Consider the following 16,264-nt stretch of genomic DNA (forward strand, 5'->3'; position numbering starts at 1 on the left):
TGAATGAATAAACGCGTATTAGCCCTTATTCCCGCACGCGCGGGCAGTAAACGTATTGTAAACAAAAACATTAAACCTTTTGCTGGCAAGCCATTGATAGCTTGGACCATAGAAGCAGCTAAAGCCTGTGAGAATATCACGGATGTTGTTGTGAGTACCGATGGTGAAGATATAGCTGCGATAGCAAGACAATATGGAGCAGAAACACCATTTATACGTCCTGATATTTTGTCATCGGACACTGCATCATCAATTGATGTCGTCTTGCATGCTGTCGACTTTTTATCTGAGAGTGGGAGAGATTATGATTTATTACTCTTATTGCAGCCTACATCGCCATTAAGAGGCACATCAGATATATCAACAGCAATTGATTTTTTTAGGCGTAGCAATGCACAAGGGGTAATTTCAGTCTGTGAGTGCGAACATAGCCCTTTGTGGGCTAATATTTTGCCTGAATCTAAGTCGCTCGATGGTTTTATTTCGCCTGAAATCAGCGAGTTGCGCAGCCAGGACTTACCTGTTTACTATCGCTTTAATGGTGCTATCTATTTATTTGATGTGCAACAGTTGCAGCTAAGAAAGTCATTTTTCTATTCCCAAAATGTTTTTGCTCATGTGATGAACAAAGAAGACTCCATTGATATTGATACCGAGATTGATTTCCAATTTGGTGAATTTTTGGCGTCTAAAAAATAGTTAACTCTCCGTATTGAAAGGATAATGTAATGAACCCTCCTGAAGAAAAATTAGATTTCTCAACTAATGCTTTTGGTGAAAGGTATTTATATCCTGTCAATCAAATCTGTTTTGACCGGTACGATTCACACAGTGTTTTCAAAGCTCACTATCATGAAGTCTTATGGGACGATGATACATTCAATGTCATTATTGGGACTGACTCTGGATTGCTGGTTGATTATGTTAGGCAACACCGTAAGCAAGATAATTCGGTGTATATCTTTGTTGAGTTACAGTCTTTGGTGGGAACTGTTAGCACAAACTGCTCCATTGAAGAAGATTCCAATATTTACATCTATGGAGCCGATGAGTGGGAATCGGCGGTAAAGCATTCGGAAATAGCACAATTCATCTATAAAAATAAATTACGTTTTTTTGACTCATTGGGTGCTAGATACGAATACTTGGATGATTATCATGCGCTAAAGTTTAAAGTGCATGCCAGTTTAGAGCAGCTTTCCTATTTAAACCGCGTCACGCTCGGCAGTGAAAACTTTATTGTGCGCCAGCTACAAAATATCTCTGAAAATAATCTTCCCGCTATGCCACTCAAAGATGTATTTACGGGGTGCACAGCCATTATTCTTGCTGGTGGTCCATCATTAGATGAGGTACTTCCCTGGGTCATTGAGCATCGTAAACGACTGGTCGTTATTGCGGTATCAAGGATTGCCAAGCGCCTACGAGAAGTTGATTTGATCCCTGATGTGTTTGTATCAGTTGATCCTTTCGATGATAGTTTTGATGTCAGCAAAGAGATGTTGGAGTTTCCGCCATCCGTCGTATTTGTAAATTCTTATCATGTTGTTTCTAAGTTATTAGCGCAGTGGCGGGGACCAAATCTTTATCTTGGTTTACGCTTCCCATGGAAAACAACCAATAATAGTGAAAACTTTTATTCTGCAGGGCCAACAGTGACCAATTCTGCTTTGTCATTTACGTTAGGAATTGGTTGCTCCAAAATTTTATTTGCGGGTGTGGATCTGTGTTTTTCTAAGGAAGGCTACACACATGCAAAAGGCAGTATTGAAACTGCCCAAGGTCCTTTGCTTACTGCTGATGGATTGTGGGTAGAAACCAATGCAAATGAGATGGCTGAAACGTCGTTTCCATTGGCCTCTGCTCGTGAGCAATTTGAAATAGTGATTGCAGAGCTAACAGAGAATAAATTTGAGATTATTAACCTTTCTTTGAACGCGGCAAAAATCAAAGGCGTGAGTTATCAAAATATTCAACATGTTAATATTGTTGGTTTTCCTGATGATGCCAAGCAAAAGATGCAAGCATATTGCGATAGCTTCACTGAGAATACACTGCGGCAAGATAATAATATGGTATTTAAAGAGTTATCCAAGGTTCAACAAGATCTGAAGCAAATAATTTTGCTCGCCGATGAGGGCATTATAACGAATAAGAAGTTGTATAAATGCCAGATGCAACATCAAAAAGATCGCATTGTAGTTAAATTAAATAAAATCCAGAGTAAACTGGACAAAAATTTTGCGTATCTTGCAAGGCTGCTGAAAACCTATGGATTGACTTATTTTGTGGAATATATGGATCCGAGTTCCATAGAGCATTGGGACGATACTCAATTAGAGAAAAGTGGCGATCTTTACTATCAAGCGTATAAGAAGAGTGCCAAAAAACTGTTAAAGCTGATTGATTCAAGCATTGAGCGTGTTGTAGCACGAAAAGAAGAGCTGAAAAGTCAGCCTGATTTTGAATTGATGTTTTCTACGTGGCGGCGAGATAAACAGTTAGGGCGGGCTTACCTTTGGATGCAGAAACATACATTAGCAGCACAATCTCTTGTTACTCAGCAGAGTTTCGAACAGATATTAGTTGAGTATAATGCAGAAATTAATTCAAATGACACCGATCATGCTCAATTTATTGCGAAAAGAGCCAGTGCTGAAGGCGTTGAGCATAAAGCCACACAGCTTTTTGCAAAACGAGATCTGCATGGATTGCAAAAACTGGCTCTCAGTTTGTCTTTGCAACCTAACAATAATGGTGCTAAAGATTCTTTAACGCATTTATTATTTGGCTATATCAATGTGTTAGTGGACAATAATGATGCTGCGTTGGAGCATTTTCAACAAACCAGTGTTGATAGTCATCGAATGTACGCACTAAATCACCTTGTAGGAATTGAACTTGGGAAGAAACACTTTCCAGAAGCCATTGTGGGGTTAAAAGAGTTGTGCAAGTTCTCTCCAAGGTATTTGATTAAGCTCGCGCACTTGCAGTATTTGACTGGGGATCCATTGGCAGCTGTCGATGTCTACAACCAATATTTAACACTATTTGGGGACGATACTCATGCGTGGATGGCGTTAGCGAAAATATTCTTTGAGTTAGGAGCGACAGAATCAGCCCAAATTGCCTGTGATTATGTGGTGAGTGTTGAACCACAAAACAAGCTCGCGGCTGCAATGCTATTGCAGATTGGTCAATCAGCTTAGAAACTGGTCGAATGTTGGTCAAAGTCTTGTATGGCTTTGGCTAATCGCTCCATGTCTTGTATGGTATAACGAGCATCAAGTGGGATTGATAACCAATTTATACTGATATTATTGATTGACTTAAGATAATTGCTTTCAGATACAGGCCAATGTGTCGGGAGGTAGATGCTTTGACTGGCAAGATACTTTTTTAACTCGCTTTTTCGCGCATGTTTGAGCACCGAAAATGAATAAAAATCAGTGTCGATTTGCAGTAAATTGTTTGCAAGTAATTGTTTAAGGCATAGATAGTTTTCTCGTCGGGTTTGTGTTTCATCTTGTAATTGTCGATAGAATTCCATTGCCATTATTTGACTCTGCATAGAGACCGCTACGATGTTTTTTTGACTATCGAGCAGCCGTTCGGCTTGTTCAAATTTTGTCAGATATCGCTGTTCAGATAACGGTATTTGCGGCTCAATGTGTTGATAAATGAATCGATGCTTTAAGGCTTTTGCTGAGTATTTTAGCGTTGAAAATGGTGAATTAGTTGCTCCTGTTATTAGCTCCAACAGCAAAGGTCTATTGGCCCGAATAAGGCTACCATCAGCAAGCTTTGAGATTTTTCGAAGACTATTAAACGCATAACATGCAGTGTCGATTTCTATCATACGTGGCATCGGATAAAAGACATCATCGATGATGAGTGTGTGCCCAGCGCTGAGTGGCAGAGTTAGCTTTTTACCCAAATCCATTCCAAAGTAATTGATGATATATAACACATCAAAGTGTTTTGGTAGCGCACTATAGTCGAGTGATAAATCTTGATTGACTGGATAAAAATGAATTTTAGATTGATATTCTTTAAAAATATCAATAATAACTTCGCAAAGATAATCAGGTAGGGCAACGTGTTTGGCTTGTAGTTTGGCGCTTTCAATAATCAACCGTAGCGATGACCGCCCAGTTTGGGTGATCGCCTCAAAGTTAGGCTGTGCATATTCAGCCTCTCCGCCAATGGGTTTAATGTGTTGGTAAGTCATAAAAGCGTTTCATTTTTAAACTGCTGAGATCAAACTGTTTGATAATTTCTTTAATCTTGAGGGAACTGCCTCCTTGATCGTAAGGATTTTGAGTCTGTTTAACCTTTGCTAAAAATGCCTCGTCGTAAATAGTGGTCAAGGCGGTGATTAATGCCTGATAATTGCATTCAATATCGAGAGTACTGTCGGCGCGGATCCGACCTTGTTGTCTAGGGCCAATATTGATGCTCGGTAGTTTAAATGATGGCGTTTCGACAATACCACTAGAGGAGTTACCGAGCACAGCATCGACATATTGAAGTAAAGATAAATATCTTTTTTGTCCTAGAGAGGTAAATCCAAGAGATTTTTTTGGATTTAACGAAACGTACTCATCAATAAGTTTATTGATGAGCCGGCCACCAATATCACTATTGGCTTTCGTAAAGATGAGCAATGTGTCTTCAAGCGAATCGAGTGCCGCCAGTATCGTATTAAATGACAGGTTAATCGCTTCTAAATTATCATGACTATCGGGATGGTAGGTAATGATTAAGTTTTTGGGCATTAACGGGCATTGTAAACTCTCTTCAATTTCAGCTTTACTCATCAAGGTCATATTGCGAATATTATCTAAGCCAGCTTCTCCAACGGTGAACACTCTGCTGGGATGCTCTCCCATCTGAATTATCCTCTGGCGGTAGTCTTCTATGGCGGCAAAATGCAAGTGAGCCAATTTCGTGATGGCATGGCGAAACAATTCGTCCATAACGCCTTCTGTTAGCTCGCCACCACTGAGGTGTGCGACGGGGATATGTGCAACATTCGCAGCTAATACAATTGGCAATAATTCATACCTGTCACCTAACACTACGACGAGATCTGGACGTAGGTCATCGAAGGCTTCCGCAAAGGATATTTGGGCCAATCCCATGCTTTTGCTAACACCTACGGCTGAGTCGGATGAGAGTAAAATTTCAATTTTTTTTACAATCGGATAGGGATCTTTCTGGATCTCTTTGATGGTAAAACCAAATTCAGGTGAAAGATGTGTCCCTGTAACAATAAGTTGCAACATCAGATCCGCATCATGGTGAATAGCCGTTAGCAGGGGCTTTAATAGCCCATACTCAGCTCTAGTCGCTGACACGACACATATTTTACGACTCATTGGATAAGATCCCCCACCGCATAATCAACTTTGGCTGCTGAACCAATCACTTCATTCCAGCGACTTGGAGGTAGCCCTGTGCCTGGACGCATAATAGTTAATGCATCTTCGGTTAGTATTGCTCCTTTCTTTATTACCTTGGCTGCGACAATACTTTTACGCACGATCCGTTTGTTATCTATTTCACTTTTACTCGGGACCTTTTTGCCGTTACCCAACGCGACTTCTAAATTTCGTATGGCGTTGACCATTTGCTGTAATTCAAGTGGTTCGAGACTCGCTTTATGATCCGGTCCTATCATGTGCTTATCTAGCGTAAAATGCTTCTCGATAATAGTTGCGCCAAGTGCAACCGCTGCAATCGGAATTTCAATTCCTAATGTGTGATCGGAATAGCCCACTTTGATGCCAGGAAAGGCATGTTTAATGGTATTCATTGCTGATAAATTCACTTCATCCATTGGGGTTGGATATTGTGTTGTTGCGTGTAAGACAGTGATCATCTCTAACGAAATACCATGTAGTTGCAGTACTTCCAGAGCCAGTTCTATTTCGCTTAAGTTACTCATCCCTGTGGAAAGGATCACAGGCTTACCAAAGCTGGCAATATGCGCTAAAAAGGGAAGGTTGGTCAGCTCTCCCGAACCAATTTTAAATTGATTTTGCAGGCCATTTAAAAAGGTGGCACTTTCAGTTTCATCAGGTGTTGACATAAATATAATGCTACGTTCATCGCAATAGGCTTTGAGTTCGACAAAATCAGGGTAGCTTAATTCTAGTGCTTTGAGCATATCAAATTGGGATATGTTTTCTTTCGTATTTTCAATTTGATACTGCGCCATTTCGGCTTCTTGTGTGACTAATAGTTCTGTTTTCCATGTCTGGAATTTAACGCAATCCACTCCAGCTGCTACCGCTGCATCGATAAGTGCCTTAGCCAGATGAATATCACCATTATGATTAACGCCCGCCTCGGCAATGATGAAGGTTTTGTTCGTCATTTAATATCCTTAGGGTATCAGCCGATACTGTTGAAATCGATGAAGGTTCAAATCAGGATGACGCGCTTGCCATGTATCGTTGAGCCGTTGTCGTTGCGCTGGATTAAAGTCTAATCCGGCAATGTAAAAAGGTAAAATATCTTTTGAAAACTTAGCTTTAAATCTAAATAAACTGTCATCTTCTGCAGATGTTCTCCCGCCACCGAGGAGCATACTCTGGCAACCTGCCGCTTTTGCGCAAATAAAGGCCTGCTCAAGCAAATAGTAATTACCATTTTCGTATTGCCGTTCCAAGTTGTTGGCCGATAAATGATAGTGGGCAAGGGGGCCTGCGTGGAAAAAAAAGCCCGCAGAGATTAACTCACCATCTAACGAACGAACGCCTAAAAGCTGACAGTGGCTCTGTTGTCTAAGGGCTTCAAAATATGCTCGGGAAAAATAAAAAAAGGACTCAGCGTTATTTTTGTCCATAGTTTGACGGTAGAGGGTGATGAACTCATCGATACTGATGTTGTCATCTAACGTCAGTTTCTGTTGGCATTTACGAATAATATTACGAGTCGTCTTTGAGTAGCCTTGCCAGCGCAGTTGTTCATCTGCGAGTAGATTGACACTAACGACCCGACGTTCTTGTAGATGAAAATCAAACAAGCTCGCGTTCGTTGCAAGCGGGTTATGTGGATGAAAACGAATAAATTCACATACAATATGGTTGGCTTGGCAATCAGTACGGTAATGTTGCATTGCGCGGCGGATGAAGTTGATGTCATCACTGTTGGTGACAGGACCGCCATATCCATAGGGCGTTTCTAAATCAAAGAGTGGGTCTTCAAGTCCAGCGTCAAGAGCGTGAGGAATGGGGCGTTTAATACTTAAACACCTAAACCATTGGTTGTCTTCACTATATTCAAAGTGACTCAGTGAATCTATGTCATCAAGATAAAGTTTGGCATATTCATCTTGATAGTAGATGTCATTAATCAGAGTGTTAGCATCCATGTTTTTTGGTTTTTGCTTGGGGGCTGCTGGGTAAATTAATCAGTCGTTGCGAAAGCCATTCAGCATTGCTTTGCGGTCCTTTAGGTGCATCTGAATACATAGGTAAAGTGTGTATTAACTGCCACACAGGCCTTGTTATGACGCCAGCTTGATTTGTTCTCTCAAGAAATGCACTTTTTTGTGCTGGTTCTGGCAACAATATAGCATTTAGCCAGTAATTAGAGCTGCACTCTGGCGGTTCCTTAATAAATTGATAGTCAGTGTTGGCAAAAAAAGCCTCATATTGATTGGCTATGGCTCTTTTTTGCACCAGGAATCGATTGAGCTTGTTCATTTGCGCGCATCCTAGCGCCGCATTTAAATTGGGCATTCGGTAATTAAATGCGGCTTCATCGTGATAAAACTCAAAAGCGTGGGGCTGTTTTGCCGTCGTTGTAATGTGTTTGGCTGAAATGCCCTCGGAGGGGGTTTGGCATAAAATCATGCCGCCACCGCCTGTCGTAATGATTTTATTACCATTAAAACTAATACAACCATATCTACCTAAGGTACCGGTATGCTTGCCTTTATAAAATGAGCCTAAACTTTCCGCGGCATCTTCCACTAAGGTAATGCACCACTTCTGGGCCAGAGCGACTAATGCATCGAGGTCTGCCGGATGTCCAAATGTATGCATGGGAACCATGGCCCTGATGATTTTCCCTGTCAACTTATGACGGCACTCATTATTGTCGGTGATTTCAGCGTGCTCAGTTAGATAGTTGTCGAGTGAGGCTGGGCAAAGACTTAAATGTGACAATGACACGTCGATAAATAGCGGCTGGGCACCTAAATGATGAATGGCATTGCATGTTGCGATAAATGTGAGTGACTGGCTGATCACTAAGTCACCTTGTTTGACGCCCGCTAAAAATAAGCCTGCGTGAAGTGCTGCCGTGCCATTAACGGTTGCCACAGCTGCACCAGCTTGAGTGTATTCTTTGACTAATACCTCAAATTTATCGACGTACTTTCCGACACTGGAAACAAATGTGCTGTGTATCGTCTCTGTGACTAAATCGATTTCATCATTGTCAAAATGCGGTGCATGCAACGGCAAGTGCTCAGGGTTGCCGTATAATTCACGGATAAATTTGATGGTGTGATCAATGGACGATGTATTCATGCTATTCATCCATAGCTTTTTGACCGATAGCAATCCACTCACTCACTTTCTCACCTTGATCATTTTCACGACTAATTAATTGTAATTCGACTAATTTGAACGGTGAAAATAAGGTCGTTAAGCATTCTCTTGTGGTAAATCGAGTGTAACCTTTGCCAGCCATAGGTCCGGTATCAACCATAAATGCATGGAGGCCGACTTGCTGTCCAGTACCATATCCCGTGGTTTCATCTGTGAACATGCGGCTGAACATTAGTCCACCTGGTTTTAACACTCGGTGAGCTTCTCGATACATTGTTTGCGCATGTTCGAAACTGTTAGCATAAATGGCCTCATTATCAATAACGGCGTCAAAGCGATTGTCGGGATAGTCAAGATTAAGCATATCGCCTTGACGTAAATCTCCCTGCCAATCAGGCACTTCGCTATTGAGTCGCTCAATCGCCATCTTGAGTGCCGAAGGGGAGCCTTCAACGCCATGAACTGTGAATCCTTCTCTGGCCATAAACCATAAATTTGCTCCAGTACCAAAACCGACTTCAAGTAATTCGACGTCGGTTCGGTTTGGTGCTTTATAGAAGTTGCGGGCAACAAATCGAATTAAATCTTCACCAGGATATTTTCCCCAAGCTTGAGTGGTAAATATTTTTTCCCATACTGGATCCCATGATGTTGTCATTGATGCCTCGCTCCTATTATCGATTGTAAATAGTAGACTTATATTTGTTCAGATTAGTTGGTTCGATGAACCAAGCAATGGTTTCTTTCAATCCTGTGTGAATATCGAATTGAGGTTGGTATCCAGTTAGTGTTTTGATTTTACTATTGTCTCCCCATAATCTGAACACTTCAGATTGTTGAGGTCTTAAGCGTGCGTCGTCCGTAATGAATTCCACATCACTATGCATGTTTTGCTTGATGATGTTCAGAGTGTCTTCAATTGATATTTCATAATTGGACGAGATATTGAGCGTTTCACCTATGCAATTGTCATGTGCCGCCAATGCGATGAAGCCACGGCAAGTATCTAATACGTAGTTGAAGTCACGGGTAGGGGAGATATCGCCTAACTTGATTTGCATCGCACCCGCTGCGATTTGACTAATAATTGTCGGAATAACCGCTCGTGCCGATTGCCTTGGGCCATAGGTATTAAATGGCCGAGCGATAGTCAGCGGTAACTCAAAGCTATTGTGAAAACTCATTGCCATCGCATCTGCCGCCATTTTTGAGGCACTATAAGGTGACTGTGGCTGCAGAGGGTGTTGTTCATCAATGGGGACGTATTTGGCTGTACCATAGACTTCACTGGTTGAGGTGTGAATCACTCTTGAAACGTGATTTTCGAGTGCGGCCTGACAAATATTGAGGGTACCTTTCGCGTTGGTATCAAGATAGCTATCGGGGGCTATATAGGAATAAGGAATTGCGATAAGTGCCGCAAGGTGATAAATCACATCGATATCTTTGCACAAGTGTTTACAGAAATGCGGATCACGAATATCGCCACAAACGACTTCAACGTCATTTAAGCAAGTAATGTTTTCAAGCCAGCCCCAATGATTAAAGGAGTTGTATTGGCTAAGTGCCCTGACTTGATAACCTTGTGCAACTAGCATTTCGACAAGGTGAGAGCCGATAAACCCGTCAGCCCCAGTCACTAGTACTCTTTTCATGGTAATCCTTTGCATTTTTAAACAGATATCTGGTCTAGTGTTTCAATTAACCGATTGTTTGTCGAGCTGTTGAATGAAGTCGTATAATTCAACGTTAAGATAATCCGCTAACCCAATTAAGTCGTGTCGTTGCTGAGCCGCGAAAGCCTGGCCAACAAGCTGATTCAGCGTATATTGCGCTTGGGGCGGTAAATGACTGGAAAGTGCAATCAGCCCATCTGTTACTTGTAACATTGATTCTGCGCCGAAGGATTCTTCCGCCAGTAAAAAATACTTAGCAGCGGCACGTAAATCCTTGAGTATATTATCGACATCTACTGTCATAACTTTGACCTTAAGTTTTCAATGTCCATATGTTGGCACCCCTTAATTTGGGCGCCGAGTGTACTGGTAGTGTAAAAAACAGTGTTGGGGTGAATTCTGATATAAGCTTCGAGGGCATCGATATAACTAATGAAACTAAGGCTGGTAGTTACCTTTTTGCCTTGGTTATTTAGCACCCATTGGTGCGATGCTTGCGATGCAATGTGCATATTAAGTTCGCCATCGGCCCAACCAGTATGGGTTTTATTATTGGGAAAGCTCAAATCACAGCCAATTAAAAACACTTGTTTTGCTTGCATTTTTACCGCTAGATCAACTGCTGGATGGAGCACACTGCCGCCAGTATAGAGAGTATCATGATGCTTGATAGTGCGTAGACTGTCATATAAGGCATGCTTGCCATAGGCCACAAATCGCTTTCCTTGCCAACGTGTTAGTACCTCTGATGCCAGTCTTGGGAAGTAAACTAAATGGATCCCTGATGATTGCTCTGGCAACAGATGTTTTTCGTTAATGTCTGCATCGATGCTCACTACAATATCTGGTCTAATACCCATCTGTAACAAGGGTTTTAATGCGGTATCAACAGCAATCATTAGTGGTCGATTTTTGCGCTTAAAGACCTCTTTGAGTGTCGATAGCGCAGCCTCTAAAGAAGGTCCTGTACCCACAACAATAACTTGCTGGTGAGGACTGCGATAAAGTTCTGATACATCAGCATCTTTTTGAACTAACTCGGTATTTTGTTGTAAGCGTGCCAAAATTTGAGGGTCTTGAGCCTGATGTGCCCTTGCCGCAAAACGAGTTTGATAGCGGATTAATAGTTTATTTCTCAGCGCCGCGCCATCATCATCGGCTAACACTAACTCAGCAGAAGAAGTTAGGAAAGGGATAGCTAATGTGGTTTCTGATGTGGCGAGATGTAATTCGCATTTAGGATTGGATAGCCAATCGGTTTGATCCGTATAGCTGAGTACTAACTGAGTGACAGCGAGGTTAAGCAAGGTCACATTCAATTTTTCTAACGGGTAGTTAAGTAGCAGTTCTCGAGGCAAATCGCCTAAGCCTAGCCCATATAAATGCACGATATGGCTATGAGGCGGTAACTTACTAATATTGAGATTAACTTCTGCCATACGATCATGGCGACTGCTCAATTGAATGCCGTTAACGCTGATGGTTTGGTTTTGGCCTTGGACTAGGTGTGCATCAAGGTGTTCAATGGATTGGCTTTTTATCGCAGTCGCTACCATAGGCCAACGATCTTCGATAATGGCAATATTTGATGTGAACAGGTCGGTCATTCCGCATCCTCGGGAATTGCTTATTTCAGACACCAGTTCGATCACTATCTGGTCTCTCCACAGGGACTCGAACCCCGATCGGCCGCTTAGGAGGCGGCTGCTCTATCCTGTTGAGCTATGAAGAGACGACAGTGATTATACTGGTTTTATCTCTGATTAAAAGGCTTATGATTTAATTGGTTAAATCTTAAGCGCGATGTCGTTTATCTGTACATTGTAAGCCGCATTTTGGTCTACGAGTACGGCGGTGGCGCTTTCTTCGCTCACTTGTTCAATTTTTACCGTGGCCCGACTTTTAGTTGCGACGGCGCGCATTTCATTGAGGCGGTCAGGTAGATTCTGTTGTAAAACGACTTGGAACTTATCGCCAACACGGATCCCATGCTTGCGACCTAAGTTCAGTATAATCCTATCGGCTTGGCGACTGACGACTTGACCGAGTAGCGGTCGGCAATTGAGTGTGTTGTCCAGATCTCGGGTTGCCTCTTGCATTAACTGGTTGATATTTCGGCCATAGGCGGAGCGCCAGAATTGATCGCTGTTAGGGGAGACTATGGCTTGCTCTTCAAATTCCCAGGGGGCCGAAGTGCTATAGGTTTTACTCCAAACTGCTTCTCCACTGATCCCGTGGTAGAGGGCGAGTTTAAATTGGAATTGCCTTTGTGGGGCTTCATCCCACCATCCCATAAAGGTCGATTGTACTGACTCCGTTGAAATATTAATAACTTGTGGAAATAAAATATATTGACTATCGGTGATTTCACTCAGCCAGCTTGGTAGTCGATAACCGCGGACGTCAGTTAATTCTTGATTGATGTCGAGTCTTTCTGTGGCATGAAGGTGGGTAAAACTGGTGGAGGAATAGCCATCGATGCTATTGGCGAGTTTTTCGGAGATCGCTTCTTCAAACCCTGACAGTTGCCCGTACCTTAGCTGTGCCCGATCTTTAATTTGCGCTTGCGGGATCAGGATTGCTGCCTTGAGTTGTCCGGTTGGACACTGCTGGGTTGGGTCATCATTTAAGTCGAGTCTGAGTGAGACATAGATTTTGTTGCCTTGGATGCGCTCACTCACCAGTTGAATGCTGATAGCCTGTGCATAGCGGTTTATTGCGAAGTTATTCTGTGTCAGGTTACCGTTCGAGGTTTGCTGCTGGCTGGAAATTTGAATGCCAGTACTGAGGGTGGCATAGCTTATCGCTTGGTTAATGGCTTCTTCCCTTGCTTGGGCGATATTGCTGTTGCTGATTAAGGCTTCACCACTGGCTTCAACCCATTCTGCTTTTGCAGGCATAGCGAGCAATGCAAGGCTCCACATAATGTACGAAGCGGATCTTAATATGTGCATCGATGAGTCCTTAACGCTGTGTTGCTGTCAATTTTCAGGAAGTCGGTTTACTGACATTTCCTCTTATCTACCGCTAAAAGCAAATTCTGTGCCTTATTCGATGGGAACTTTAGATAAAGTTTTCGCTGTTATTGTCGATAAAGTGCGTATACGTCGACTATCAGTGCAATGTTCAGCTTAATGTTCAGATCAGTGCTTCGCTTTGGTCTGGATTTTGCATTTTTTATGGCAGATATCTGTGAGTCATACCATTGTCGGTATTTTCATAAATGAGGTAGACCCAATGCTAAAGCAAGTGATTATTCCCCTAACATTACTCCTGTTAGGTGGATGCGTAACTCAGCCCGTTGCGCCACCGAAACCTAGCTTAGTGGATGGCAATGGTTTACCGCCAACGGCGATGATCAATCATTTATCCCAGCGAATAGTCACTGAATTGGTTAAGCAAAATGATGCATTGCGTTCCGATCAGCCCATAGTCGTCGCGACGCCTGTTTTAGTGGGGGATATGAGCAGCACTAATGCACTGGCGCAGCAGTTACAACAGGGGCTGATGACATCCTTGCATCAGTTTCAATTCAATGTGGTGGATTTAAATCTAGGTGATGGACTGCGGGTAACTGCGGAGGGGGACTTTATTTTGACACGGGACTGGCAAAAACTGTCGACAAATCTTCCCGTTGAGCATCTTCTGGTGTCTACCATGAGCCCCACAACCAATGGCATGGCGATTAATGCCCGTATTGTGAGTTTGAGTAATAATCGTGTGGTGTCAGCTTCGCAGACTTTTGTGACGCAAAAAGAGCTTGGCAATTATATGCAGCTATCGGAGCAAGTCGTTTCACAGGATGGCATCTTATATCGTCAGGCGAGTCCTGGTATGAATGAAGTGCGTGTGTTAGGAGATGGAAAATGAAATGCTATCTATTGCTTGCCATGGTTCTCCTCATTGGTGGCTGTGCGGCCCAAGATAAGTATGTTCGGTGGGAAGATGTGCCGCCTCCCACTTTTCCTAAGTTGACCGCTATAGGTTATGCGCCATTGGCAACGCAACCAGCGAAGGAACAGTCACAAAAAGTGCTGATGGCTATGCAAGCCTCTAAAATTGTCGCTTATCGTGAATTAGCCGAACAAGTCTATGGCCAAAAGATCACCGCCAACAGCAGCGTGAGTGATTGGATGTTGACGGACGATAATGTTAAAGCGTCGGTTTCTGGGGTGATCCGTGGTGCGCGAGTCGTAAAGAGCTATCCCGCGGGTGATCATTATGTTACTGAGTTAGAACTTGATTTTGCTAAGGTATGGCAGTTGTATCAACAACAGAGTCGCCCGCAGCGGATAAAAGAAGTGACTTATTTCTAGCAAAAACTTTAACGAGAAGAGTAGAGCCGCGCATTTGTGCGGCTTTTCTTTGGCATTTGCCATGGGAATATTTCAAAAAGCTGGAAAGGGAAACTGATCACGCCTTTAAGTCATTGCCTAAACTCGAAATGGTCGAGGTTTTTCCTTTATCGTTATAGGTTAGGCTGGTGGCATTTCGGCTGGCTTGTAGTGCTTGGGCGAAACGATTTAGACTAGCTAAATTCATTTCTATCAGGCTGGCATTCTGGGCGTTTAATTCTTTGCATTCAGCCAAGGCTTCTTTAACCGCGGCCATTTTATGGACAAGCTCCCTCTGCTGAGTCAGCAGGGGTTTATCGCTGTGCTGGGCGATAAGGTTATCGTTTGCTTGAAGGTCCTTAAGGCAGTGGGATTTTTCAGTTGCAAGCGACAATAGCAAATCGGCGTTTTGGTCAACCAAAGCGCCTTTTTCCTTGAGTATTATTTGCTTAAGAACAGCCAAATGGGCGTGTTGTAAATCAACCAGTTTAGCTATTTCAGTCATAGTTACTCTTTATTAAGGTCATTTAGCTCAGCTTCAAAGCTGGCGATATTAGCGGCTAATTTTTCGGGATCGATTTTATAGCGACCCTCGGCAATAGCTTGTTTAATTTCGGCCACTTTCTTTTGATCGACTTCAGGTAGACTTGCCATTTTAGTCTGAGCTCCTTGTAATTGCTGAGCTTGAGCTGTAATGACTACTGAGTCGCTTCTTTGTGGTGGTGAGGATTTAGCCGCCACCTGTGCAGACTGTTCGCTGCTTGTCTTTGTTGTACCTGAACGCACTTGCGAAGTGGTTCCGGTGTTGAGTTTGCTAATATCAATTGCCATGTTAGGCTCCAGCGTCGGGTATACGGGATTTCTTAACTGGGGTATCGGCAGCTTACAGAAAAGCTTTAGCGTATTTTACATTCTAACTTCAACTTCGCCAATGCCTGTGACTATAGCATCTAATTCTTTGTTTGAACTGCTATTTTTAACTCTTATTTGGTCACCTTTATTGCCATCCTGCAGGGCTTCTCCCATTGTCTTTAATACTAAAGAACTAGAGCGCGCATAAATAGAGACAGCATCATTTTTACAGACAAAGCAAAGATTATTGGCAAAGATAGGATAATTTTTAGCAACTCGGCGCTTAACGCGCACCCCAGAAAGTTGACTAGGGTCATCAAATTGCATCCCACGTAAACTATTTTGATCTATATATTGCACCTCAATTTGACTTGGAGTGATGAGTTCCCCAGGCGCCAAGGTTTGTGTTGCAACGACGACTGGAAATAAAATATCGACGCGAACCGAGATAAATATTTGCCAAGGGTAGGCAAGATCCGGTGTATCACAACTCACTTTGACTGTGTTGTTTCGGTTGATCTCACGTTCCGTCGCCATTTCTACTTTAATGGGGGTGCTGCACTGTGATGGTAACATCCGCGCATCAATCGCTTGGGGCGCAATATCCACTTTTGCATTGGCGGGGGGCGATATTTTTTCACGAATAAGGTCTTTAGCTAATTCGGATATCGCCGATATGGTGGGCACAACGGGCTCTGCCCATACAGTTGTTGGCATTAACGTGGCGATAAGACTCAAAAAACAGACTAAATTTACTTTCATAATGAAGAGACTAGCTTGTAACGCCAGAATGCACCTATACTTTTACCAAGTTCGAAGCTGATGATACCTGTTT

17 protein-coding genes and 1 tRNA gene are annotated in these 16,264 nt (G+C 42.7%); 4 read left to right on the forward strand and 14 right to left on the reverse strand.

Features of this window, described 5'->3' with window-relative positions:
- Positions 1 to 3: 3 nt before the first annotated feature.
- Both COW15_RS10560 and COW15_RS10565 read left to right on the forward strand, forming a co-directional pair.
- Complete coding sequence (locus tag COW15_RS10560; RefSeq protein WP_293632539.1) at positions 4 to 699, forward strand: acylneuraminate cytidylyltransferase family protein; 696 nt, start codon at positions 4 to 6, stop codon at positions 697 to 699.
- A gap of 29 nt (positions 700 to 728) precedes the next feature.
- Positions 729 to 3,209, forward strand: coding sequence for a 6-hydroxymethylpterin diphosphokinase MptE-like protein (locus COW15_RS10565; RefSeq protein ID WP_293632540.1), 2,481 nt, complete (start codon positions 729 to 731; stop codon positions 3,207 to 3,209).
- On the opposite strand, the gene COW15_RS10570 is transcribed toward COW15_RS10565, so the two are convergent.
- From COW15_RS10570 to COW15_RS10620, 11 genes are all read right to left on the reverse strand, one after another.
- The gene (locus COW15_RS10570) at positions 3,206 to 4,231 is read right to left on the reverse strand and encodes a hypothetical protein (RefSeq protein ID WP_293632541.1); all 1,026 of its coding nucleotides are present in this window, start codon (positions 4,229 to 4,231) and stop codon (positions 3,206 to 3,208) included. The genes COW15_RS10565 and COW15_RS10570 overlap by 4 nt on opposite strands.
- Entirely contained in the window at positions 4,212 to 5,381 is a 1,170-nt protein-coding gene (neuC, locus tag COW15_RS10575) for a UDP-N-acetylglucosamine 2-epimerase (protein ID WP_293632542.1), read from the reverse strand. Before neuC ends, COW15_RS10570 begins: the two co-directional genes overlap by 20 nt.
- The gene (neuB, locus tag COW15_RS10580) at positions 5,378 to 6,382 is read right to left on the reverse strand and encodes an N-acetylneuraminate synthase (protein WP_293632543.1); all 1,005 of its coding nucleotides are present in this window, start codon (positions 6,380 to 6,382) and stop codon (positions 5,378 to 5,380) included. Before neuB ends, neuC begins: the two co-directional genes overlap by 4 nt.
- Before the next feature lie 9 nt (positions 6,383 to 6,391).
- Positions 6,392 to 7,381 carry a hypothetical protein gene (locus COW15_RS10585; protein ID WP_293632544.1) on the reverse strand — a complete coding sequence of 330 codons (990 nt, stop codon included), beginning with the start codon at positions 7,379 to 7,381 and terminating at the stop codon, positions 6,392 to 6,394.
- On the reverse strand, positions 7,371 to 8,546 hold the full coding sequence (locus tag COW15_RS10590) for a LegC family aminotransferase (RefSeq protein ID WP_293632545.1): 1,176 nt from the start codon (positions 8,544 to 8,546) through the stop codon (positions 7,371 to 7,373). The genes COW15_RS10585 and COW15_RS10590 overlap by 11 nt, the downstream gene beginning before the upstream one ends.
- Before the next feature lies 1 nt (position 8,547).
- On the reverse strand, positions 8,548 to 9,225 hold the full coding sequence (locus COW15_RS10595) for a class I SAM-dependent methyltransferase (RefSeq protein ID WP_293632546.1): 678 nt from the start codon (positions 9,223 to 9,225) through the stop codon (positions 8,548 to 8,550).
- A gap of 16 nt (positions 9,226 to 9,241) precedes the next feature.
- Positions 9,242 to 10,222 (reverse strand): NAD-dependent 4,6-dehydratase LegB, encoded by a 981-nt coding sequence (locus COW15_RS10600; RefSeq protein ID WP_293632547.1) that lies wholly within the window; start codon positions 10,220 to 10,222, stop codon positions 9,242 to 9,244.
- 42 nt (positions 10,223 to 10,264) lie between these two features.
- A complete protein-coding gene (locus COW15_RS10605) occupies positions 10,265 to 10,546 on the reverse strand; it encodes a hypothetical protein (RefSeq protein ID WP_293632548.1) in 282 nt (93 codons plus the stop codon).
- Positions 10,543 to 11,850: a 6-hydroxymethylpterin diphosphokinase MptE-like protein gene (locus COW15_RS10610; RefSeq protein ID WP_293632549.1), complete on the reverse strand. Its 1,308-nt coding sequence runs from the start codon at positions 11,848 to 11,850 to the stop codon at positions 10,543 to 10,545. Before COW15_RS10610 ends, COW15_RS10605 begins: the two co-directional genes overlap by 4 nt.
- Positions 11,851 to 11,899: 49 nt before the next feature.
- Positions 11,900 to 11,975, reverse strand: a tRNA-Arg gene (locus COW15_RS10615).
- A 55-nt stretch (positions 11,976 to 12,030) separates the two neighbouring features.
- Positions 12,031 to 13,197: a flagellar assembly protein FlgT gene (locus tag COW15_RS10620; protein WP_293632550.1), complete on the reverse strand. Its 1,167-nt coding sequence runs from the start codon at positions 13,195 to 13,197 to the stop codon at positions 12,031 to 12,033.
- A 283-nt stretch (positions 13,198 to 13,480) separates the two neighbouring features.
- Here COW15_RS10620 and COW15_RS10625 point away from each other — a divergent pair, with 283 nt between their 5' ends.
- A complete protein-coding gene (locus COW15_RS10625; RefSeq protein ID WP_293632551.1) occupies positions 13,481 to 14,113 on the forward strand; it encodes a FlgO family outer membrane protein in 633 nt (210 codons plus the stop codon).
- On the forward strand, positions 14,110 to 14,559 hold the full coding sequence (locus COW15_RS10630) for an LPP20 family lipoprotein (RefSeq protein ID WP_293632552.1): 450 nt from the start codon (positions 14,110 to 14,112) through the stop codon (positions 14,557 to 14,559). The genes COW15_RS10625 and COW15_RS10630 overlap by 4 nt, the downstream gene beginning before the upstream one ends.
- 97 nt (positions 14,560 to 14,656) lie before the next feature.
- Here COW15_RS10630 and COW15_RS10635 read toward each other — a convergent pair whose 3' ends face one another.
- The 3 genes from COW15_RS10635 to flgA all read right to left on the reverse strand — a co-directional run bounded on the left by COW15_RS10635 (position 14,657) and on the right by flgA (position 16,191).
- Positions 14,657 to 15,082, reverse strand: coding sequence for a flagellar protein FlgN (locus COW15_RS10635; protein WP_293632553.1), 426 nt, complete (start codon positions 15,080 to 15,082; stop codon positions 14,657 to 14,659).
- Between the two features lie 2 nt (positions 15,083 to 15,084).
- A complete protein-coding gene (flgM, locus tag COW15_RS10640) occupies positions 15,085 to 15,408 on the reverse strand; it encodes a flagellar biosynthesis anti-sigma factor FlgM (protein WP_198780542.1) in 324 nt (107 codons plus the stop codon).
- Between the two features lie 75 nt (positions 15,409 to 15,483).
- On the reverse strand, positions 15,484 to 16,191 hold the full coding sequence (gene flgA / locus COW15_RS10645; RefSeq protein ID WP_293632554.1) for a flagellar basal body P-ring formation chaperone FlgA: 708 nt from the start codon (positions 16,189 to 16,191) through the stop codon (positions 15,484 to 15,486).
- Positions 16,192 to 16,264 lie beyond the last annotated feature (73 nt).

The organism is Shewanella sp. CG12_big_fil_rev_8_21_14_0_65_47_15, assembly GCF_002783505.1.
GTDB lineage: Bacteria > Pseudomonadota > Gammaproteobacteria > Enterobacterales > Shewanellaceae > Shewanella.